Here is a 20857-nt window from a genome sequence, read left to right as displayed (position 1 = left end):
GTCACTGGCTTGCTTATCGGCACAATTATTGGTGTAGCATTTTTAGGTGGAATCCCTGTCGGCCCACTTATTGCTGCCGGTATATTAGCTTTACTTTTAGGGAAAATTTAAATGAAAAACAAATGCCTCACTCTTGCCGCTTTAAGCGGATTCTTCTGTGTCGCACTAGGCGCATTTGCAGCACATGGCTTAAGTCATATATTAGAAGCCAAAGCATTATCATGGATTGATACGGGTTTAAAATATCAAATGTTCCATACTATTGCAGTGCTTGCCGTTGCATTATCTGCTTTACATGACAACAAATTCGCCCGATTATCTATGTCTTCTTGGTTAATTGGAACCTTATTATTTAGTGGAAGTTTATACGCACTCGCTTTCGGAGCAAGCAATGTAATTGTGTGGATTACGCCTATTGGCGGAACTTTATTTTTAATCGGATGGATTAGCTTAGCTTACGGAAGTTTCAAAAGTAAATCGCTATGAAAAACAGATCGGTAAAACACACATTAACTCCCTTACAACAATCTCTTTTTTCTCAATTAAATGACATCATGCTGGTGGATCAACGTCGCTTATCCGCCCGCATTCATGGTATTGGAAAAATTAAAAGCCTAGAGGCACAACAAGCCGTTGCAGATGAAATCCAACAGAAAATTGAACAAGCAAGATTACGTGTAGAACAACGGAAAAGTGCGGTACAAAATCCCATCGTTTTTCCAGAAAGCCTACCTGTTAGCCAACGCAAAGCTGAAATTCAAAAACTGCTTTCTGAACATCAGGTTATTGTGGTGGCAGGGGAAACCGGTTCAGGTAAAACCACCCAATTGCCGAAAATGTGTTTGGAATTAGGTTTCGGCAATTTGGGCATGATTGGTCATACTCAACCTCGTCGTATTGCTGCACGCTCTGTGGCGGCGCGTATTGCGGAAGAACTGGAAACAGAATTTGGCGGTTTAGTCGGTTATAAGGTTCGTTTTAACGATCAAATCAGTGATGATACACAAATCAAATTAATGACTGACGGGATCCTGTTAGCAGAAATTCAAAACGATCGTTTTCTCAATCAATATTCTTGTTTGATTATCGATGAAGCTCACGAACGCAGTCTGAACAACGATTTTATTCTCGGTTATCTGAAACAGCTTTTACCACGTCGTCGTGATTTAAAACTCATCATCACATCCGCGACCATTGATGTGGAACGCTTTTCCAAACATTTCAACAATGCCCCGATTATTGAAGTCTCGGGCAGAACCTATCCTGTTGAAGTGCGTTATCGTCCCGTAGTGGAAGAAGACGATCAAGATCAGCTACAAGGCATTCTCAATGCGGTGGATGAACTGCAAGCGGAAGGCCGTGGTGATATTTTGATTTTTATGAACGGTGAGCGTGAAATTCGCGACACTGCCGAAGCTTTGCAAAAGCAAAATTTAAAACACACGGAAATTCTACCGCTCTTTGCTCGCTTGTCTGCGCAAGAACAGAATAAAATTTTCCATCCGAGCGGATTAAATCGCATCGTGTTGGCGACCAACGTCGCGGAAACTTCATTGACCGTGCCAGGCATTAAATATGTGATTGACCCAGGTACTGCGCGAATTTCCCGTTATAGCTATCGCACCAAAGTACAACGTTTACCGATTGAACCCATTTCACAGGCATCTGCTAATCAGCGTAAAGGTCGTTGTGGTCGTGTGAGTGAAGGGATTTGTATTCGTTTATATTCGGAAGAGGATTTTAATTCTCGTCCAGAGTTTACCGATCCTGAAATTTTACGCACCAATTTAGCCTCCGTTATTTTGCAAATGACAGCATTGGGTTTGGATGATATTGAAGCGTTCCCATTTGTTGATGCACCGGATAAACGCCATATTCAAGATGGGATAAAACTGTTGGAAGAATTGGGCGCGTTTGAAATCGTTCGCACCAAAGCGGGCGAGAAGCGTCAATTAACGGCTGCAGGTCGTCAATTAGCTCAACTCCCAGTGGATCCACGCTTGGCGATAATGTTGTTGAGTGCTGTCTCACAAGGTGCGTTGCATGAAGTGATGATTATTGTCGCTGCATTGTCTATTCAAGATCCGCGTGAACGCCCACAAGAAAAACAGCAAGCTTCCGATGAAAAACATCGTCGTTTTGCCGATAAAAAATCAGATTTCTTGGCTTTCCTCAATCTTTGGCATTATCTACAAGAACAACAAAAAGAATTGAGTAAAAACCAATTCCGTCGTCAATGCCAAAAGGATTTCTTAAATTATTTACGTATTCGTGAATGGCAAGATATTTATCATCAAATTCGTTTAACCGTCCGTGAAATGGGCTTGCCGATTAATTCCGAAAAAGCAGAATATCAGCAAATTCATACCGCACTTTTAAGTGGCTTGCTTTCTCATATCGGTTTAAAAGAAGCGGAGAAACAACAATATCTTGGCGCACGTAATGCCCATTTTGCAATTTTCCCCAATTCTGTACTTTTCAAAAAACAACCGAAATGGGTGATGGCGGCAGAGTTAGTGGAAACCTCCAAACTTTGGGGGCGTATGGTAGCGGAAATCGAGCCAGAATGGATTGAGCCACTAGCCGAGCATCTAATTAAAAAATCCTATTCTGAACCGCGTTGGTCTAAATCTCGTGGGGCGGTGATTGCCGATGAGAAAGTCACGCTTTACGGAGTGCCGATTGTAGCAGCGCGACCAGTGAATTACGGTACTATTGATCCAACGGTAAGCCGTGAGATCTTTATTCAATCTGCCTTAGTAGAAGGGGATTGGAATACCAAACATAAATTCTTCAAAGAAAATCAACGACTCGTTCGAGAAGTGGAAGAGTTGGAACACAAAAGTCGCCGCCGTGATATTTTGGTGGATGATCGCACGCTTTTTGAATTTTACGATCAGCGTATTGGCACGGAAGTGGTTTCCCAAAAACATTTTGATACCTGGTGGAAAAAGGCGCAGCAAAAAGATCCAGAATTGCTTAATTTTGAACGTTCATTCTTGATTAATGATGATGCGGAACAAGTGAGCAAGCTCGATTTCCCGAATTTCTGGCATCAAGGCAATTTAAAACTCAAATTAACTTATCAATTTGAACCAGGTACCGATGCGGACGGCGTGACCGTGCATATTTCGTTGCCATTGCTCAACCAAGTGGAAATGACCGGCTTTGACTGGCAAATTCCAGGCTTGCGTGAAGAATTGGTGATTGCGTTGATTAAATCGCTGCCGAAATCTTATCGCCGTAACTTCGTGCCTGCACCTAATTATGCTCAAGCTTTTTTAAGTCGAGCCGTGCCGTTGGAAAAACCGTTATTAGATACGCTGATTTATGAATTGCGTCGTATGACGGGCGTCACCGTAGAAGCGGAACATTGGAATTGGAAACAAATCCCAAGCCATTTGAAAATGACGTTCCGTGTGGTGGATGAAAACGGCAAAAAAATTGCCGAATCCATGAATTTGGATGAGCTGAAATTCAATTTAAAAGATCGTGTGCAGGAAAGTATTTCTGCTGTGGCAGATGATGGTATTGAACAAAGCGGACTGCATATTTGGAGTTTTGCAGATTTACCACAATGTTACGAACAAAAACAACGTGGTTTCAGCGTCAAAGCGTTCCCAGCCATTGTAGATGAAAAAGATGCCGTAGGTATTAAACTATTTGAAACAGAATTTGAGCAAGCGGTGGCGATGCAACAAGGTTTGCGCCGCTTGTTGTTGCTCAATGTGCCGTCACCGATTAAATATCTGCATGAAAAATTGCCGAATAAAGCCAAATTGGGGCTGTATTTTACCCCGTTCGGTCGTGTATTGGATTTGATTGACGACTGTATTGCTTGTGCGGTGGATAAACTGATTGCTGATTTTGGCGGGTTTGTATGGGATGAAGCAGGCTTTGAAAAATTACGAGATTTCGTGCGAGAAAACCTTAACGAAGTGACCGTGGATATTGCGCAGAAAGTGGAACAAATCCTATCCCTTAACCATGCCTTAAACCAACGTTTAAAAGGCAAAATGGATTTCACCATGGCCTTTGCCTTTTCTGATATTAAGGCACAACTAAGCGGGCTGATTTATCCAGGTTTTGTGCAAAAGAGCGGTTATGATCGCCTACCGGATTTATTCCGCTATCTGCAAGCCGTTGATAAACGTATCGATAAACTGGCTCAAGATGTGAATCGTGATCGTGCGGCTATGCTACGCGTAGAACAAGTACAACAAGCTTACCAACAATTGCTCGCTAAACTGCCGAAATCTAAACCGATCTCTGATGAAGTGGCGGAGATTCGTTATATGATTGAGGAACTACGCGTGAGCTTATTTGCGCAGCAGTTGGGAACGAAATATCAGGTATCTGATAAGCGGGTTTTGAATTTGATTGTAAAGTGATAGAAGATCTTCGTAGAAATACAATAAAATAGTTTCTAAAAGTCATTTATTTATTCCTGAAATTGTATAAATTTTAATTTGATATTTAGAATATAGACAGGGGGCTTAGAGCTTTGCTAGACTAAAAAAAGTCTAAGGATATCATACTAAAAAGGGTGAGTAATGTATAAAAAATTTAATTTAAATTTAGATGTATTAAGAAAAATTAAATCTTCTTATGATAGAGATTGGATAGATTTAGTTTGTATTGGACGTTCAGACTTTGAGAGTCGTCAAAAATTAGTGGAATGTGATTTAAATAAATTTGCTAATCCTGATGGTTCCTTGCAGGCTGAGGAGATTATAAATAGCTGGTTCCCATCTATAGATGCGGATATATTTGTATCTCATTCTCATAAAGATGAAGAACTCGTGCTTGGATTAGCGGGGTGGCTAAAGAAAAATTTTGGACTTACTACATTCATCGATTCTGTAGTTTGGGGATATTCAGATACTTTATTAAAAGTAATTGATGATAATTATTGCCAAAATGAAGACCATAGTGCGTATGATTATAAAAAGAGAAATCGTTCAACTAGTCATGTGCATATGATGTTATCCACAGCATTGATGCATATGATTGATCGATGTGAAATGTTTCTTTTTATAAAAACACAGAATTCATTTAAGCCTTTAGAATACTTTAATTCTAGTGGGGAAACAGAATCCCCATGGATATATTCCGAATTATCTTTAGTAGATAAACTTAGAGAAAATGAACCAAAACGTATTCAGGAAATAACTGAAGCTAGAAATTTAGATTTTTCAATGGAGAGTTTAAAAATAAAATACCCAGTCGATGATTTTGGTTTTATTCCTTTAACATTTGATAATTTGATTGAATGGAAAAGTATAGGAGTTGAATCGTATAAGTCTAGAAATTTAGATAAATTATATAATATGATTAAAGGTTAAAATATCATGAATGAATATAAAATAGCTCATTTGGAAATGATTCAAGGGGTAATTAATCGTATGGGAAATAATTCTTTCATAATTAAAGGTTGGGCAGTTACATTAGTATCAGGGCTGTTTGCGGTGTCTATTGAAAATTATAAGATTGCATTTATATCCTTAGTGCCTATATTTTTATTTTGGTGGTTAGACACATTCTTTCTATATCAAGAGAGATTGTTTAGAGAATTATATAAAGATATAATTTTAAAAGATGATTCAAATTTTAAATTTTCGATGGAAGTTAGTGGTTATTATTCTAATATAGACTCATTTTGTAAAACATTATTTAGTAAAACACTTTGCTACTTTTATGGAAGTATATTGTTAATTGCAATTATTTTTATTATTTATTTAAATCCTATTTTTGAGCATATAAATATATTTTTTCTTGATAATTTTTATCTTTGTATTAAAACTAATTAGAATTTCTCCAAGATAGCGCAAGCGTCCACGCTTGTGCTTATTTGGTCCAAGCGAGGACGCTTGAACCGTCGTTCTGTTTTTAAAAAGTGCGGTCATTTGTTCAAACGTTTTTTAACCTCAAAAACACGTTCAAAATCTACCGCACTTTTTCTTATCGAAACTCCACATAAATCTTCTTTCCTAATCCTTCTGCAATACGTTGTAAAAAGGCAAGTGACGGGTTGTGGTTACCTGACTCAATACGGTTAATAGCACTTTGGTCAATGCCGTTTTTTCTGCTAAACCTTTTTGGGTGATTTGCTACTCTTGGCGTAATTTAATGATTTAACGAATAAATTTAATACGTGACAGAAAAATTACGAGTCAGTTTATTTGCTCAACAGCTAAGAACAAAATATCAAATATAAAAGAATAGCAAATATTATTAGTCAATATTAATGATAATAATACTCAAAATTAAGGCGGTATAAACCGCCTTAATTTATTCCAAATAACACATACCTCTTTGTAAGTATTTTGAGAAATAAAGTTGATCAATCTCACATTTTTTAGTTATACGAGTGGAAAAACTTTTTTCTTTTGGTATCTTACGCGCGAATGAAACTATATACCTACGTTTCATGTGGATATTAAGAATAATTCTCAACTTTCTACTTAACCTAACCTTTTTATTACAACAAATGGAGTGATTATCGTGAACGCATTCAAAAAAAGCCTTATTGTGGCAGCGTCTTTCGCGAGTTTAAGCTTATTTAACTCAGCGGTAGCTGATATGGTTTATAAGCCATTAGAACAACCTGTTGAACCAGTAAAACCAGATTTGAAAATTGAATCTGTAAATGAAAAATTTGCAGAAAAATATCCAAATCAATATAACAGCTGGCGTTCAACTGCAAACGGCAACGGCGAAAAAATTATTTATGCTGATGAAGAAAATCCACGCTTAATCGTTCTTTGGGGCGGTTATGCATTTGCAAAAGAATATAACGCGCCACGCGGCCACTTTTATGCAGTCACTGATGTTCGTAACATTCTACGAACAGGTGCGCCAAAAACAGCAAATGATGGTCCACAACCAATGGCATGTTGGACATGTAAAGGTCCTGATGTTCCACGTTTAATCGCGGAATGGGGCGAAAAAGATTATTTCAATGCGAAATGGGCAAAAGGCGGTCCAGAAATCGTGAACACAATCGGTTGTGCTGACTGTCACGATACTACCTCTAAAGATTTTGCAGAAGGCAAACCAGCATTACGTATTGCTCGTCCACACGTATTACGCGCGCTTGATGCTTTAGAAAAAGCAACTGCTGAAAAAGATAAAGCAGAAGGTCGCCCACATAACAATTTAAGCTTCAATACTGCTGCTCGTACTGAAAAACGCGCTGAAGTTTGTGCAAACTGTCACGTTGAATATTACTTCGCAGGCGATATCAAACAAGTCACCTTCCCTTGGGATAAAGGTCAAACCGTTGATGATATTGAAAAATATTACGATGAAATCGGCTTCAGCGACTGGACTCATAGTCTTTCTAAAGCGCCAATGTTAAAAGCGCAACATCCTGATTTTGAAATTTGGTCTTTAGGTATGCACGGTAAAAACGGTGTAACTTGTGTAGACTGTCACATGCCAAAAGTACAAGGTAAAGACGGTAAAGTTTATACTGATCACCAAATCCAAAATCCATTCGATGCATTTGACCGCACTTGTGCAAACTGTCACGATCAAAGCAAAGAAAAATTACGCGATATCGTCACTTCACGTAAAAAAGAAGTGAAAGATGTAATGGGTCGTTTAGAAGAGCAAGTTGTTAAAGCTCACTTTGAAGCGAAAGCAGCTTGGGATGCAGGTGCAACTAAAGAAGAAATGGAAGCGGCATTAATGGATATTCGTCATGCTCAATGGCGTTGGGATTATGCTGCAGCCAGCCACGGCGGCCATATGCACGCACCTGAAGTAATGCTTCGTGTATTAGGATCTGGCTTAGATAAAGCGGCTGATGCTCGTACTAAACTTGCAGCTATCTTAACTAAACACGGTGTGAAAACTCCAGTTCAAATCCCAGATATTTCAACAGCTGATAAAGCGTGGAAAGTAATGGGTATTGATATTGAAAAAGAACGCAAAGCTAAAGAAGAATTCTTAAAAACTGTGGTACCACAATGGGAACAACAAGCTAAAGAAAAAGGCTTATTAGTTGATCCACCAGCACAAAAATAAATGAAAAATCCACCGCACTTTTAAGTGCAAACTGGAAAGTGCGGTGATTTTCAAGGTCAAATTTGAGGTAACCCAAATGAATTTAACTTCTTTAATCAACAAATCTGCAAAAGCGTTAGCGTTAAGTGCGGCATTTGTAGCAACGCCATTTTTGGCTCATGCTGATGATGCACAAAAACCTGCGGATCATTTTACTTATGAACCGCAATTAGATAACCAACGCGATCCTAATCAATATTGTGCTAAATGCCATAAATTCGACAAAGTAGATAAAAACCAAACTGTAGATCAGTCTGGCGGCGAACTCCACTTTGGTAAATTCCATGGCGCACACTTAGATAAGAAAAATCCAAATAACGGTAAAGCAATTACTTGTGTAAGCTGTCATGGTAACGTTTCTGAAAATCACCGTCGTGGTGCTAAAGATGTCATGCGTTTTGAAGGGGATATTTTCGGTAATAAAAAACCGATGTATTCAGTTCAAGAACAAAACCAAGTTTGTTTTGCTTGTCACCAACCTGACAAACTTCGTGAAAAACTATGGGCGCATGATGTACACGCAATGAAATTACCTTGTGCAAGTTGCCATACGCTTCACCCGAAAGAAGACGCAATGAAAGGTATTCAACCAAAACAACGCGTTAAACTTTGCGTAGATTGCCATGGTGAACAACAAAAACGTAAAGCAGAACAAGATAAACTAACCGAACAAAAGGATAAAAAATGACAGCCTGCTCACGCCGAAACTTTGTTTCCGGCATGGGGGCAGTGATCCTTATGACGGGAACATCTTTACCTTCTTTTGCGAAAGAAGACAAGGCGGATAAACCTAAACGTTACGCAATGATACACGATGAAAATTCGTGTATTGGCTGTACAGCCTGTATGGATGCATGCCGTGATGTAAACCAAGTGCCAGAAGGCGTTTCTCGCTTAGAGATTCTACGCAGTGAACCTTACGGTGAATTTCCAAATCAGGAATATGAGTTCTTCCGTCAATCTTGCCAACATTGTACAAATGCACCTTGCGTAGCAGTTTGTCCAACTGGTGCATCTTTTATTGATAAAGAGACTGGCATTGTAGATGTACATAAAGATTTATGCGTAGGCTGTCAATACTGTATCGCAGTTTGCCCATATCGTGTACGTTTTATTCATCCAGCACATCGTACCGCAGATAAATGTAACTTCTGCCGAGATACAAATTTAGCCAATGGTAAACAACCGGCTTGTGTGGAAGCGTGCCCAACCAAAGCATTAATCTTTGGGGATATGAATGATCCGATGAGTGCAGTTTCACGTAAAGTGAAAGAAAAACCGGTTTATCGCACTAAAGTGGAGTTAGGTACACAACCAAACTTGTACCACATTCCATTCCAACATGGGGAGCCTAGAAGATGACATTAGATTATCCAGTTCCATTTCATACGCCTAATCTAGTGTGGGATTCTACCATTGCGATCTACTTGTTCTTATTGGGGATCTCATCTGGTGCGGTACAGTTAGCAATTGCGTATAAACGCAGTAATAAAATAGAAAATCTAAGCCAAAACTGGATTATTCGATCTGGGGTAATTTTAGGCTCTGTACCAACATTAATTGGTTTAACGCTATTAATTTTCCACTTGGCTCGACCTTGGACATTCTGGAAATTGATGTTTAACTATCAATTTAATTCCGTAATGTCGATGGGTGTCATGCTATTCCAAATCTATATGTTGTTTTTAGTGATTTGGGGAGTGGTGATTTTCAAAAAAGAAATCGAAGCATTAATTAATCGCTTTATGCCAAAACTGCAATTTGTGATGAAACTCATCGGTATTGCAGAACGTATTGCAAGTCCAGTCGAAGTTATTCTTTTCGTATTGGCTGCAGTGCTTGGAGCATACACAGGGTTCTTACTTTCTGCATTGATCAGCTATCCAATGTTGAATAACCCAGTATTACCAGCATTATTCTTAGCTTCTGGTACATCATCTGGTATTGCTGCAACCTTCTTAATTATCTTGATTGCAGGAAAATTAAAAGGTGATTCTCACGAATCACACTTCATCCACAAATTTGAAGTACCAATTATGGTGACAGAGCTTGGTTTGCTTGTGTGTTTCTTCGTTGGCTTACATTTTGGCGGCGGCCAAAAAACAGTTGCCTTACATAATGCATTATCTGGTTTCTGGGGTGCGATATTCTGGATTGGGGTATTCTTTATTGGTATCTTGATCCCATTAATCGCCAATATGTTTGTTAATGACCGTTTAAAATACAACCGTAACTTTATTATCTTAGTGTCAATTTTTGACTTAATTGGGGTATTCTGTTTACGTTTCTTTGTTTTATATGCGGGACAATTAACAGTGGCATAAATCAAGGTGAGGTTGTAAGTAGGTTATTAATAGATTCTCTAACTTAAAAACTACCATAATTTAACTCAGGGACTAAATTATGTAATTCACATAATTTAGTCCTTTTAATTTGAATATATACCTGCCAAGGAATAAATAATTTTTTAGTTATGTAGAATATGCTACTTATACAAAACATTACTTATATTTAAGCTCGTATATGAATTTGGTTTTAAAAACTAAATGGTGATTATTTTTTATTAACATATTGAATTTATTTTATTCTTTTAACTCACCTAAAACTTCAGATAATTGCGCCCCGACCAACACAACTAGCCAACTAATCTGAATCCACAATAACATAATCGGTAATGTTGCCATTGCACCATAGATTAGTTGATAAGAAGGGAATGTGGTGATATACCAAGTAAAGGCTTGTTTACCGAGTGTAAAGAAAATAGCGGCAATAAGCGCACCACAAGCAGAATATCTGATATCCACTTTCTTATTTGGCACGATGGTATAAATTAATGTGAAAATAAACCATGTGAAAAAGAATGGGAGTAAACTGAGCAATTTTACACCGAGTGAAAGCGTTTCCGATTGTTCAAACATGACTTTTATATAAGAGCTAATCCCTATACTTGTACCTATAACGAGAGGTCCAAAAGTCAGAATCATCCAGTAAATCGCGAAAGAGGTAAAAATAGGGCGAACACTTGTATCATGCCAAATGCTGTTGAGGGTTCGGTCGATGTTATTAATTAGTATCAAGGCAACGGCAATTAAACTCACAATTCCCACAGCACTCATTTTCTTTGAGTTCGAGACGAATTGATCGATATATTCACCCACCATATCACTTGCTGATGGCGCAAAATTGGTGAAAATCATTTCTTTCAATTCTCCAGTGACTTCATTGAATACAGGAAATGCAGAGAATATAGAAAAAATTACCATCACCATTGGTACGATAGCAAGCATCGTGCTGTAAGTTAGTGCGCCAGCAGCTTGGTTGAGTTTATTTTCTGAAAAACGTTTACAAAAGAGCAGGCTAAATTGTTTCAATGAAATCATAAAAATCCCCCACAGCAATGTTTAAATTTTTTACCAGAACCACATACACAAGGTTGTTTCATTGTAGGCAAGGATACGGTCGGATCCACAAAATACCAACTGTTTTCAATTTTTACAAAAATTGACCGTTCTTGATGGGCTAGTTCTCCCTCTTCGCCCTGAAAAATAGCTTTAAATTCCACCGCACTTTGAGTTTTTGTGAGGTTTTCTGTTTTTAGGATTTTTAATCCTAGCCATGTCGTGTTGTCAGCCCATTCTTGCAATAAATGAGTCTCTAATAAAGTTTGTTGGCTTGGCACAGTTGTTGCAACAATATAAGGTATATTTTTTAAAACATAAGCCGTATAACGTGAACGCATGAGTTGTTCTGCCGTTTCGGGAAATGCTTGTCTCAAATGAAATTTGCCACAACAATCTGCGTAATGATGACCAGATTGACATGGACAGTCTTCTGAAAGAGCGGTTGAAATTTCTGACATATTTATCCCTATTGTTTGAATTTCGATACTTGCGATCGAATTGAGCGTTTAAAGGCTTCAGCTAATACTTCAATATCTAATGCTGCTTCTAGTTCAGCTTCATTTTCGGGTGCGGATAACAAGCGATTTAAATGGCGAATTGTTACTTGCGGATAAGGACGAGTGAGCAATTTTAGTTCATCACCTTGTCTAATTTCTCCCGTTTCAATGACGCGAACATACCATCCACTGAGCCCAGTTTGATAAACAATATCGCGAGTCTCTTCGTTTTCCGTATTTTTTGATAAACGCTCACAAGGTTTACGTGGCTGAGATACTTCTAAAATGGTTGAGCCAATTTGATAGCGATCACCAATACAGACATTGTCTTCATTCAAGCCTGACACGACAAAATTTTCTCCGTAAGTGGCGGTTTCCATGTAAGAAAAATTTTTATTTAATAAAGCATTTAATTCATTAAAAGAATCTGCCGACATAAAAAAGAGAGATTTATCTACACCACCATGATGTTTTTTTAAACCCACATCGTTTCCTTCTGCACCAAGAGAATGAATTTTTACCGATGGTACGGTTTTCTTACGAATTGCGCTTTCGTATGTGCTTCCATCTGAAAAGGTTAGGGTTTGAACTTGTCCCACTTTTATGACTAAAATTTTTGCATCCATTTTGCTTTTTTATTGTTCTAGAAAAAATTTTCGTGGAATTATAACCGAAAACGTTTAACTTTTTGACCGCACTTCTTTTTTTACTTATTATTCGTTACAACAAAAAACAAAAGGATATTCATTTATGCAATACGATCTCTCTCGCACAGAACAAGGTAAAATCCTAGGCATCACGGCCAAAATGGCTAACCGACATGGCCTTATTGCTGGCGCAACAGGTACGGGTAAAACTGTTACATTACGTAAAATAGCAGAAGCCTTCAGTGATGATGGGGTACCGGTATTTTTAGTGGACGTGAAAGGCGATCTTTCTGGCTTAGTAAAGAGCGGTCAATTTCAGGGCAAAATTGCAGAACGAATTGAGAAGTTCGGGTTAGGCGATGAAAGTTATCTCAATGGCTATCCTGTTTCTTTTTGGGATGTTTTTGGTCAAACGGGCATTCCCCTTCGAACAACTATTTCTGAAATGGGCCCATTGTTGCTTTCTCGTTTATTGAATCTAAATGCTACGCAAGAAGGATTATTAAACCTGGTATTTCGTGTGGCAGATGATAAAGGTTTATTGCTCATTGATTTAAAAGATCTTCGTGCAATTCTGAAATATGTTGCAGAGAATGCGAAAACCTTCCAAGTTGAGTATGGCAATGTTTCGACCGCAAGTGTTGGTGCAATCCAACGGGCATTGCTGACACTTGAAAATGAAGGTGCCACAAATTTATTTGGTGAGCCCGCATTGAATCTAGATGATTGGATGCAAACTCGCAATGGGCGAGGGGTGATTAATGTCCTCAATTCTGAAAAATTGATTAATTCCCCAAGAATGTATAGTGCATTTCTATTATGGTTGATGGCAGAACTCTTTGAACAACTGCCAGAAGTAGGGGATCCTGATAAACCTAAATTTGTTATGTTTTTTGATGAGGCACACTTATTGTTTGATGGTGCACCGAGCGTACTAGTGGAAAAAGTAGAACAAGTTGTGCGTTTGATTCGTTCTAAAGGTGTGGGAATCTATTTTGTCACGCAAAACCCACTAGATTTGCCAGATACAGTATTAGGCCAGTTAGGTAATCGTGTTCAACACGCTCTTCGTGCATTTACTCCGCGCGATCAAAAAACCGTAAAATCGGCTGCAGAAACTTTCCGAGCAAACCCTTCAGTAAATGTCGTCGAGACCATTTCAACCCTTGGAGTGGGCCAAGCATTGGTATCATTTTTAGATGAAAAAGGCATGCCTACGCCAGTTGAGGTTGCCTATATCTATCCGCCAAAAAGTCAGCTTTCACCATTAACGACAGACGAACGTAATGCTTGGGTGAAAGATGATGATCTTTATGAGTATTATAAAGAATATGTAGATAATGAATCTGCCTTTGAAGTATTAACTGCTCAAGCGGATTTAGCTGCGGTACAACAAAAACAAGCAGAGCAAGCCCAAGCGGAAGAAGAAAACGGCTTCTTAGGTAGTTTGAGCCGAATGATTTTTGGTACGCAAAAGCGCGGTGAAAAATTATCGCCAACTGAGCAAATAGTAAATAGTGTTGCGCAGTCTGTAGGGCGAAATATTCGAAATCAAATTACCAAGCAAATTATGAGAGGCATTATGGGCGCGCTTAAGAGATAAAGTTGTATTTTCGAAAAATACTCTCGTGCTTTTATTTATTCAAAAATCTGATTTCGCCTCAGGGTAAAATCATCACGTTAAATGGCAACAAGGAGATTTATTATGTCAGACGTATTCCACCTAAACCTCACAAAATCCCAATTGAAAGGGGCAACACTCGCTATTGTTCCTGGCGATCCTGCGCGTAGTGAACGTATTGCTAAACAACTTGATAATCCCGAGTTCCTTGCTAGCACGCGTGAATTTACTTCATGGTTAGGCTACCTCAATGGACAATCTGTTGTGGTATGTTCTACGGGTATTGGTGGGCCATCAACATCAATTTGTGTAGAAGAACTTGCTCAACTTGGTGTTCGCACTTTCTTGCGTATTGGCACAACGGGTGCAATTCAACCACATATTAATGTAGGCGATGTTCTTATCACAACCGCTTCTGTTCGCTTAGATGGCGCAAGCCGTCATTTCGCACCATTAGAATATCCAGCTGTAGCAAACTTTGAATGTACAACCGCACTTTATAATGCAGCGAAAGCAAAAGGTATTGAGCCTTATGTAGGCGTAACCGCATCATCTGATACATTCTATCCAGGTCAAGAACGTTATGATACCTATAGCGGAAAAGTGTATCGTGATTACCAAGGTCTGCTTAAACAATGGCAAGATTTGAATGTGATGAACTACGAAATGGAATCGTCAACACTGTTTACCATGTGTAGCGCATTAGGTTTGCGTGCTGGGATGGTTGCGGGCGTGATTGTAAACCGCACTCAACAAGAAATTCCAAATGAAGCAACAATGAAACAAACGGAAGAAAAAGCTGTGTCTGTTGTGATCGCAGCCGCGCAGGCGTTGTTAAGTTAAGTTTTTAATTAAAAGAATAAATCTGCGCACCAAAAGTCTGGATTATCCATCACTGATTAAGGCGCAGATTTTTGCAACTGAATATAACTAGCCTTTTTAAACAACTCAAACTATCTATTTTTTATTAACAATAAAAACTGTTCAGTCCGAAATATGTTTTCTTTTTTAAATAAAACACATTAATTGTGAATGATTGCTAAGCCTAAATTAGGCTCAAACCTAAAGAGATTTTTAAGAAAAACCTTGAGTCAACATACAAAATCAAGAAAAATAGCCACAAATTTTGATAAATAATAATTTCACATTATGGCTATATTAATAATTTCAAATAACTGGAAAGCCTAGCTAATAATTATATTAAAAAAGGCTTAAAAATATTAACCCAATTAAAATTACAGAATCTATTCCTTAAATTAATTTTTATTAAAAGAATGCTGAGTTTTTACTTATCTTGCAATCAAGTTACTAATTGCTTGGTAAATTCTCGCAGCTGAATCGCCAGACAATGCCTTACCTTTTTCATCAGAAATGACAACGGAGCTTTGTCTACCATGATCAGATATTTGCATTTGGTAAGTACCGTTTTCAAGTTCTGGAAGCTCAGTTCCCATGCGCAACCAATCTTCTTTTTTTAATGCTGAATATTTTAATTCACGATAACCTTTACCCGCAGTTTCAGATTTGATCGCAAAACCTACTTTAGGTAAAGCTCCACCTAATTTTTCCCATGCTTGACCAAAATTAACATTCATCGCTAATGCAGTTTGACCATTCAAATCCTGAATAATTTGCGATGCTACCGCACCCACAGAAGCGCCAGATAAATCTTGTTGCTGTTTGTTATAAGCAGAAGTTAATGCAGACACAATGCGGTTTAAGCGTTCAGACGTATAACGTTGCTTATCAGATACACTTGGAGTGAAAATAACGCCATCACGACGCATTTGTAAAACAGATACTGCTAGTGCACTCGCATCTTGAGCCATAACTTGTTCTACTTGATATTTAATCTCAGTGCCCGATTTATCACCAATTCGTCCTGTTGGCGCCCAGTCCGTCGTTAAAATCGCACCATTCGTCGTTGATGAAATACCGTCTTCTTTTAATAATCGTTCAACTTGTTGAAGGTTATATACACTTGCTTGCTGTTCTGGATACACGATTAATGCACGTTCACCATCGAATTGAGTTAATGAATTTTCAATAATCGCTAATGGTGTTGATGGAGGACGAATATCAATATTTTCTCCCTTTTTCACAGCAATATTAGGTAACGCATAAGTATCGTCTGCTTTTGGTAGCATTACTCCCCCGCTCGCCAATGGTGAGAATCCAGGGATAGAAGCCTCTGATTTTTGGAAAGAATCATTAGCAGTCTTTAATGCTTCAGGATCAGACGAACAGCCAGCCAATACGATAACTGCTGCTAAACTCAACATTATTTTTTTCATATTTGAACCTTAACTAAATTGAAAACTTTATGAATTTTGACCGCACTTCGACAGCCTATAATGCAAAAAGTTTAGGGATAATGACTTACCCCTGATTTTTATAATAATCCTGCGATTTTCAATGCTTCTTCTACTTTTGGTTGAAGCTCTTCACTTAACACCGTCAATGGCAAGCGTAAATGTGCTGACTTAATTAAACCTAAACGATAAGCCGCCCATTTCACAGGAATTGGGTTTGATTCAACAAAGAGATCGTGATGTAAACGCATTAAGCGAGCATTAATTTCTTCGGCTTTAGCAAAATCTCCCGCAAGGGCATAGCGACACATATCAGCCATATCTTTTGGTGCTAAGTTATTCGTTACAGAAATCACCCCTTCTGCGCCGAGTTTCATCGCATCCAAACTCGTTGCATCATCACCACTTAAAACGATGAAATCCTTGCCTGCGAGTTCTTTAATTTTGGTGACACGACTGATATCTCCAGTTGCTTCTTTAATACCAACAATATTGTTGATTTTCGATAAACGAGCAACCGTTTCTGGCTTCATATCGCTACCAGTACGACCTGGTACGTTATAAAGAATTTGCGGTAAATCTGTACATTCAGCAATGGCTTTAAAATGCTGGAAGATTCCTTCTTGGGTTGGTTTGTTGTAGTAAGGTACAACAGATAGACAACCCGCAACGCCGCTATCGCGTAATAATTTTGTCATTGTAATTGCTTCGCTTGTCGCATTTGCGCCTGCGCCAGCAATCACAGGAATACGACCTTTGGCAAATTCAACCGTCTTCTCAATAACCTTTACATTTTCTTCAATACTTAATGTTGCTGATTCACCCGTTGTCCCCACAGAAACAAGCGCATTAGAGCCTGCCTCAACGTGATATTCCACCAATTTTTCTAAACAAGCGAAATCTACTTCGCCGTAATTATTCATAGGTGTAACAAGTGCAACAATACTGCCTGAAAATAAAGGATTTTGTGCTGACATAGAACCTCCGTTGGTTTTTTAATTTTATTATTTGGTATAGCTCATTATAGTCGCTAAAATGACTTGAATTTGCAAATATTTTTTCATCAAAGGAGCTTTTTATGAATCCATTATCCGTTGGTAGCCAAGCACCCATTTTTACGTTATTAAATCAGCAAGAACAACCCGTTTCTTTAAATGATTTTCGCGGTAAAAAAGTGTTAGTCTATTTTTACCCGAAAGCACTCACGCCTGGCTGTACAACGCAAGCATGCGGATTGCGTGATAGTAAATCAGAATTAGATGAATTAGGTTTAGTTGTACTTGGCATTAGCCCCGATACACCGAAAAAATTAGCTCAATTTATTGAGAAAAAAGCCCTTAATTTCACACTACTTTCCGATCCTGATCACAAAATTGCAGAACAATTTGGTGTATGGGGTGAGAAAAAATTCATGGGTAAAACTTACGATGGTATTCACCGAATTAGTTTTTTAATTGATGAAAACGGAAAAATTATTCACGTATTTGATAAATTCAAAACAACAGAACATCATCAAATTATCGTTGATTATCTTCGATCCCTATAACCTTCAAAAATTACCGCACTTTTCTATATAAAGTGCGGTAAAAATTCATTATTTTTTTCAGTTCGATATTTACGCGTTATTCCGCCTTTGCTAGAATTTAGCCTTGATTGAAATTCATTCTCAATTATATATCCCAAGATATTTCTCAAATAATAAGGACAGAAAAAAAATGATGCAGCTTTTTGATTTTTTACAACAGTACAGTGACTACTTTATCATCGGTTTATTATTACTGATGAGCATTATTATGCTAGCCATGGTAATTGAACGTTATCTTTTCTTAAGAAAGGTAAACGTCGCACATTACTCTACCATTCACGCATTAGATATCGATTTAAATCGCAATATGACCGTGATTTCTACTATTGGTGCAAACGCGCCATATGTTGGTTTGCTTGGTACAGTTATCGGGATTTTATTAACGTTTTATCAAATCGGTCATGGCGGTGGCGAAATCGATACTGGCGTGATTATGATGCACTTATCTTTAGCATTAAAAGCGACAGCATTAGGTATTCTTGTGGCTATTCCATCGATGGTGTTTTATAACGGTTTAGGTCGTAAAGTTGAAGTTAATCGTTTGAAATGGAAAGTGTTAAACGAACAAAAAGATAAGGAATAGTCCGTGAAAAAATTCGATGAAATCAACATTATCCCTTTCATTGATATTATGTTGGTGTTACTTGCTGTGGTACTTATCACTGCGTCTTTTATCTCTCAAGGTAAAATTCAAGTTAACGTACCTAAAGCCAGTACAGCCGTTGCATTTAAAGCTGATGAGCTTGCTAAATTATTGACTGTGACAGCGGATAAACAACTCTATTTCAATGATAAACCTATTACACAAGAAGCCCTAGAAGCAGAAATTGCCCAATGGAATAAAGATCAGAAAGTCACTTTAAAAATTGATGCTGAAGCCTCTTTCCAAGACTTTGTTACCATTACAGATATGCTCTCTAAAAATGAGATCAAAAATGTAGCTATTGTTTCTATGAAAGATAAGGGTAAAAGTGCGGGTAAAAATCCTCAAGAATCTGCACCCGCTCAATCTGTGCCAACTACGCCTTAAGGAATAATTATGCAGCAAACAAAACGTTCGCTATTAGGTTTGCTTATTTCTTTGATCGTGCACAGCATTGTTGTAGGGTTAATCTTATGGAGTTGGAATAAGCCAAGTGATAGCGCCAATAGCGCACCAGGCGACATATCCACAAGTATTTCCATGGAAATGGTGCAAGGCATGGTGATGGAAGAACCAGCTCCTGAGCCAGAAAATGTACAAAAAGAGCCAGAACCAGAAAAACAAGAGGTTGTGGAAGATCCAACGGTGAAACCTGAGCCACAAAAAATCAAAGAACCGGAAAAAGAAAAGCCAAAACCAAAAGAAAAACCTAAAGAAAAGCCAAAGGATAAACCGAAAAAAGACGTTAAACCACAGGAAAAACCAATCAATAAAGATCTACCAAAAGGTGATAAAAATATTGATTCAAGTGCAAACGTGAATGCTAAAGCGACCACAACTGGCGCCACCAATAGCAATGCACAAGTAGCAGGCAGTGGAACAGACACGAGCGAAATGGCAGCCTATCGCTCCGCAATTCGTCGTGAAATTGAACGTCATAAACGTTACCCTACTCGCGCAAAAATGATGCGTAAGCAAGGTAAAGTCAGCGTATCCTTCAATGTTGGCCCTGATGGCTCACTAAGTGGTGCTCGCGTCACTCAATCATCAGGTGATGAAAGCCTAGATAATGCAGCATTAGAAGCAGTTAACAGCGCAAGACCTGTCGGTGCAAGACCTTCAGGATTCCCTTCAGGGTTAAATGTGCCAATTAGTTTCACGCTTCAATAAAAAAAGTGCGGTTAATTCTCTTTGAGTTTAACCGCACTTTTCTTTGGCTAGATTTAATTAAGCTACTCGATTACCTAAGGTACCATCATCAATCGCTTCTTTCGGAGTACCTATCACTTCAGCAATTTTGTCCCCGTTTTTGAAAAATACAAATCCACCATTTTCCATTTTTGTCCAATTTTCATCTTTGGTTAATGGAAAGGTTGTAATGATATTCACTTTATCGCCTTCCTTTGCATAATCACTAAAATCAATGACACCATCATCATCAATTCTGTGTGCTTTACCAAAAGGCGCTTGTCGCATGACATAATGTAAATTCGTTGAACAATGAGCTATCATCCATTCGCCATTAGACAGAATAAAATTAAACGTGCCGTGTTGAGCAAGCTCTTTTGTTACTTTCTGAATAGCCTCAAAAATTTCCATTTCACTCGGTTTTTTACGAAAAGTATTTTTGAGATATTCCGCCATATAACAAAAAGCAGCTTCAGAATCTGTAGAACCTATTGGCTGCAAAAAATATTCTGTCATATCTGGTAGGTTTTTCAAATTACCATTATGCGCAAAAACCCAGTTTTGCCCCCAGATTTCACGAATAAACGGATGAGTATTTTCAATATTCACTTCACCCTGAGTCGCCTTACGAATATGTGCAATAACATTCAAAGACTTGATTTTATATTGCTTCACACAATCAGCGATGGGGGAAAGGCTAGCAGCTTGATTGTCGCGAAAAATACGTACTCCACGCCCTTCAAAAAAAGCAATTCCAAAGCCATCTGAATGACAATCAGTTAAACCAGCACGACGACGAAAACCTTCAAAAGAAAAGACAATATCCGTCGGCGTATTACAATTCATTCCGAGTAATTGACACATAATTTAAATAAGATATAACCTCACAATAT

The 20857-nt window shown here is 38.2% G+C and carries 22 protein-coding genes; 15 read left to right on the top strand and 7 right to left on the bottom strand.

Features of this window, described 5'->3' with window-relative positions; genetic code table 11:
- The 5 genes from AAX18_RS09065 to AAX18_RS00790 all read left to right on the top strand — a co-directional run.
- Positions 1–111: DUF441 family protein (locus tag AAX18_RS09065; RefSeq protein ID WP_046952619.1), on the top strand; the 111-nt coding region annotated here is incomplete at its 5' end.
- On the top strand, positions 112–486 hold the full coding sequence (locus tag AAX18_RS00805) for a DUF423 domain-containing protein (protein WP_005626360.1): 375 nt from the start codon (positions 112–114) through the stop codon (positions 484–486).
- Positions 483–4391, top strand: coding sequence for an ATP-dependent RNA helicase HrpA (gene hrpA / locus AAX18_RS00800; RefSeq protein ID WP_046952618.1), 3909 nt, complete (start codon positions 483–485; stop codon positions 4389–4391). The genes AAX18_RS00805 and hrpA overlap by 4 nt, the downstream gene beginning before the upstream one ends.
- 162 nt (positions 4392–4553) lie before the next feature.
- Complete coding sequence (locus tag AAX18_RS00795; protein WP_052748868.1) at positions 4554–5345, top strand: TIR domain-containing protein; 792 nt, start codon at positions 4554–4556, stop codon at positions 5343–5345.
- Positions 5346–5351: 6 nt separating this feature from the next.
- A complete protein-coding gene (locus AAX18_RS00790; RefSeq protein WP_046952617.1) occupies positions 5352–5810 on the top strand; it encodes a hypothetical protein in 459 nt (152 codons plus the stop codon).
- 151 nt (positions 5811–5961) lie between these two features.
- Here the strand turns inward: AAX18_RS00790 and AAX18_RS09060 are convergent, their stop codons facing one another.
- Entirely contained in the window at positions 5962–6126 is a 165-nt protein-coding gene (locus AAX18_RS09060) for a helix-turn-helix domain-containing protein (RefSeq protein WP_080948071.1), read from the bottom strand.
- A 378-nt stretch (positions 6127–6504) separates the two neighbouring features.
- Between AAX18_RS09060 and nrfA the strand changes: the two genes are divergently transcribed.
- From nrfA to nrfD, 4 genes are all read left to right on the top strand, one after another.
- Positions 6505–8031: an ammonia-forming nitrite reductase cytochrome c552 subunit gene (gene nrfA / locus AAX18_RS00785; protein ID WP_046952616.1), complete on the top strand. Its 1527-nt coding sequence runs from the start codon at positions 6505–6507 to the stop codon at positions 8029–8031.
- A 76-nt stretch (positions 8032–8107) separates the two neighbouring features.
- Positions 8108–8758 (top strand): cytochrome c nitrite reductase pentaheme subunit, encoded by a 651-nt coding sequence (gene nrfB / locus AAX18_RS00780; RefSeq protein ID WP_046952615.1) that lies wholly within the window; start codon positions 8108–8110, stop codon positions 8756–8758.
- Entirely contained in the window at positions 8755–9432 is a 678-nt protein-coding gene (gene nrfC / locus AAX18_RS00775; protein ID WP_046952614.1) for a cytochrome c nitrite reductase Fe-S protein, read from the top strand. Before nrfB ends, nrfC begins: the two co-directional genes overlap by 4 nt.
- Positions 9429–10394 carry a cytochrome c nitrite reductase subunit NrfD gene (gene nrfD, locus AAX18_RS00770; protein WP_046952613.1) on the top strand — a complete coding sequence of 322 codons (966 nt, stop codon included), beginning with the start codon at positions 9429–9431 and terminating at the stop codon, positions 10392–10394. Before nrfC ends, nrfD begins: the two co-directional genes overlap by 4 nt.
- A gap of 258 nt (positions 10395–10652) precedes the next feature.
- Here nrfD and AAX18_RS00765 read toward each other — a convergent pair whose 3' ends face one another.
- Genes AAX18_RS00765 through AAX18_RS00755 form a run of 3 tightly spaced genes read right to left on the bottom strand, consistent with a single transcriptional unit; the run spans position 10653 to position 12594 of the window.
- The gene (locus AAX18_RS00765; RefSeq protein ID WP_046952612.1) at positions 10653–11450 is read right to left on the bottom strand and encodes a virulence factor BrkB family protein; all 798 of its coding nucleotides are present in this window, start codon (positions 11448–11450) and stop codon (positions 10653–10655) included.
- The gene (locus AAX18_RS00760) at positions 11447–11929 is read right to left on the bottom strand and encodes a YchJ family protein (RefSeq protein ID WP_046952611.1); all 483 of its coding nucleotides are present in this window, start codon (positions 11927–11929) and stop codon (positions 11447–11449) included. Before AAX18_RS00760 ends, AAX18_RS00765 begins: the two co-directional genes overlap by 4 nt.
- Before the next feature lie 8 nt (positions 11930–11937).
- Positions 11938–12594 (bottom strand): MOSC domain-containing protein, encoded by a 657-nt coding sequence (locus AAX18_RS00755; protein ID WP_046952610.1) that lies wholly within the window; start codon positions 12592–12594, stop codon positions 11938–11940.
- A 124-nt stretch (positions 12595–12718) separates the two neighbouring features.
- Between AAX18_RS00755 and AAX18_RS00750 the strand changes: the two genes are divergently transcribed.
- Both AAX18_RS00750 and udp read left to right on the top strand, forming a co-directional pair.
- Complete coding sequence (locus AAX18_RS00750) at positions 12719–14218, top strand: helicase HerA-like C-terminal domain-containing protein (protein ID WP_046952609.1); 1500 nt, start codon at positions 12719–12721, stop codon at positions 14216–14218.
- Between the two features lie 102 nt (positions 14219–14320).
- Positions 14321–15079 carry a uridine phosphorylase gene (gene udp / locus AAX18_RS00745; RefSeq protein ID WP_046952608.1) on the top strand — a complete coding sequence of 253 codons (759 nt, stop codon included), beginning with the start codon at positions 14321–14323 and terminating at the stop codon, positions 15077–15079.
- A gap of 446 nt (positions 15080–15525) precedes the next feature.
- On the opposite strand, the gene bamC is transcribed toward udp, so the two are convergent.
- Positions 15526–16530, bottom strand: coding sequence for an outer membrane protein assembly factor BamC (gene bamC, locus AAX18_RS00740; protein ID WP_046952607.1), 1005 nt, complete (start codon positions 16528–16530; stop codon positions 15526–15528).
- A gap of 98 nt (positions 16531–16628) precedes the next feature.
- Positions 16629–17525 carry a 4-hydroxy-tetrahydrodipicolinate synthase gene (dapA, locus tag AAX18_RS00735; protein WP_046952606.1) on the bottom strand — a complete coding sequence of 299 codons (897 nt, stop codon included), beginning with the start codon at positions 17523–17525 and terminating at the stop codon, positions 16629–16631.
- Between the two features lie 101 nt (positions 17526–17626).
- On the opposite strand from dapA, the gene bcp reads away from it, so the two are divergent.
- The 4 genes from bcp (at position 17627) to AAX18_RS00715 (ending at position 19946) form a co-directional block, all read left to right on the top strand.
- Positions 17627–18094 (top strand): thioredoxin-dependent thiol peroxidase, encoded by a 468-nt coding sequence (gene bcp / locus AAX18_RS00730; protein ID WP_005632902.1) that lies wholly within the window; start codon positions 17627–17629, stop codon positions 18092–18094.
- Positions 18095–18263: 169 nt separating this feature from the next.
- Positions 18264–18716, top strand: a complete 453-nt coding sequence (gene exbB, locus AAX18_RS00725) for a TonB-system energizer ExbB (protein WP_005627854.1) — start codon at positions 18264–18266, stop codon at positions 18714–18716.
- 3 nt (positions 18717–18719) lie between these two features.
- A complete protein-coding gene (gene exbD, locus AAX18_RS00720) occupies positions 18720–19163 on the top strand; it encodes a TonB system transport protein ExbD (RefSeq protein WP_046952605.1) in 444 nt (147 codons plus the stop codon).
- 9 nt (positions 19164–19172) lie between these two features.
- Positions 19173–19946 (top strand): energy transducer TonB, encoded by a 774-nt coding sequence (locus AAX18_RS00715; protein ID WP_005635060.1) that lies wholly within the window; start codon positions 19173–19175, stop codon positions 19944–19946.
- 57 nt (positions 19947–20003) lie between these two features.
- Here AAX18_RS00715 and AAX18_RS00710 read toward each other — a convergent pair whose 3' ends face one another.
- Entirely contained in the window at positions 20004–20828 is an 825-nt protein-coding gene (locus AAX18_RS00710) for a class II glutamine amidotransferase (protein ID WP_046952604.1), read from the bottom strand.
- Positions 20829–20857 lie beyond the last annotated feature (29 nt).

This window comes from Haemophilus haemolyticus (assembly GCF_001008205.1).
GTDB classification, from domain to species: domain Bacteria; phylum Pseudomonadota; class Gammaproteobacteria; order Enterobacterales; family Pasteurellaceae; genus Haemophilus; species Haemophilus haemolyticus_Q.
The sequence above is the reverse complement of the archived record's forward strand: the minus strand, read 5'-3'. Positions and strand labels throughout refer to the sequence as shown.

Coding starts and splice junctions, on each gene's coding strand:
- AAX18_RS00805 (WP_005626360.1), top strand. CDS start 112: ATGAAAAACAAATGCCTCACTCTTGCCGCTTTAAGCGGATTCTTCTGT.
- hrpA (WP_046952618.1), top strand. CDS start 483: ATGAAAAACAGATCGGTAAAACACACATTAACTCCCTTACAACAATCT.
- AAX18_RS00795 (WP_052748868.1), top strand. CDS start 4,554: ATGTATAAAAAATTTAATTTAAATTTAGATGTATTAAGAAAAATTAAA.
- AAX18_RS00790 (WP_046952617.1), top strand. CDS start 5,352: ATGAATGAATATAAAATAGCTCATTTGGAAATGATTCAAGGGGTAATT.
- nrfB (WP_046952615.1), top strand. CDS start 8,108: ATGAATTTAACTTCTTTAATCAACAAATCTGCAAAAGCGTTAGCGTTA.
- nrfC (WP_046952614.1), top strand. CDS start 8,755: ATGACAGCCTGCTCACGCCGAAACTTTGTTTCCGGCATGGGGGCAGTG.
- nrfD (WP_046952613.1), top strand. CDS start 9,429: ATGACATTAGATTATCCAGTTCCATTTCATACGCCTAATCTAGTGTGG.
- AAX18_RS00765 (WP_046952612.1), bottom strand. CDS start 11,450: ATGATTTCATTGAAACAATTTAGCCTGCTCTTTTGTAAACGTTTTTCA.
- AAX18_RS00760 (WP_046952611.1), bottom strand. CDS start 11,929: ATGTCAGAAATTTCAACCGCTCTTTCAGAAGACTGTCCATGTCAATCT.
- AAX18_RS00755 (WP_046952610.1), bottom strand. CDS start 12,594: ATGGATGCAAAAATTTTAGTCATAAAAGTGGGACAAGTTCAAACCCTA.
- AAX18_RS00750 (WP_046952609.1), top strand. CDS start 12,719: ATGCAATACGATCTCTCTCGCACAGAACAAGGTAAAATCCTAGGCATC.
- udp (WP_046952608.1), top strand. CDS start 14,321: ATGTCAGACGTATTCCACCTAAACCTCACAAAATCCCAATTGAAAGGG.
- bamC (WP_046952607.1), bottom strand. CDS start 16,530: ATGAAAAAAATAATGTTGAGTTTAGCAGCAGTTATCGTATTGGCTGGC.
- dapA (WP_046952606.1), bottom strand. CDS start 17,525: ATGTCAGCACAAAATCCTTTATTTTCAGGCAGTATTGTTGCACTTGTT.
- bcp (WP_005632902.1), top strand. CDS start 17,627: ATGAATCCATTATCCGTTGGTAGCCAAGCACCCATTTTTACGTTATTA.
- exbB (WP_005627854.1), top strand. CDS start 18,264: ATGATGCAGCTTTTTGATTTTTTACAACAGTACAGTGACTACTTTATC.
- AAX18_RS00715 (WP_005635060.1), top strand. CDS start 19,173: ATGCAGCAAACAAAACGTTCGCTATTAGGTTTGCTTATTTCTTTGATC.
- AAX18_RS00710 (WP_046952604.1), bottom strand. CDS start 20,828: ATGTGTCAATTACTCGGAATGAATTGTAATACGCCGACGGATATTGTC.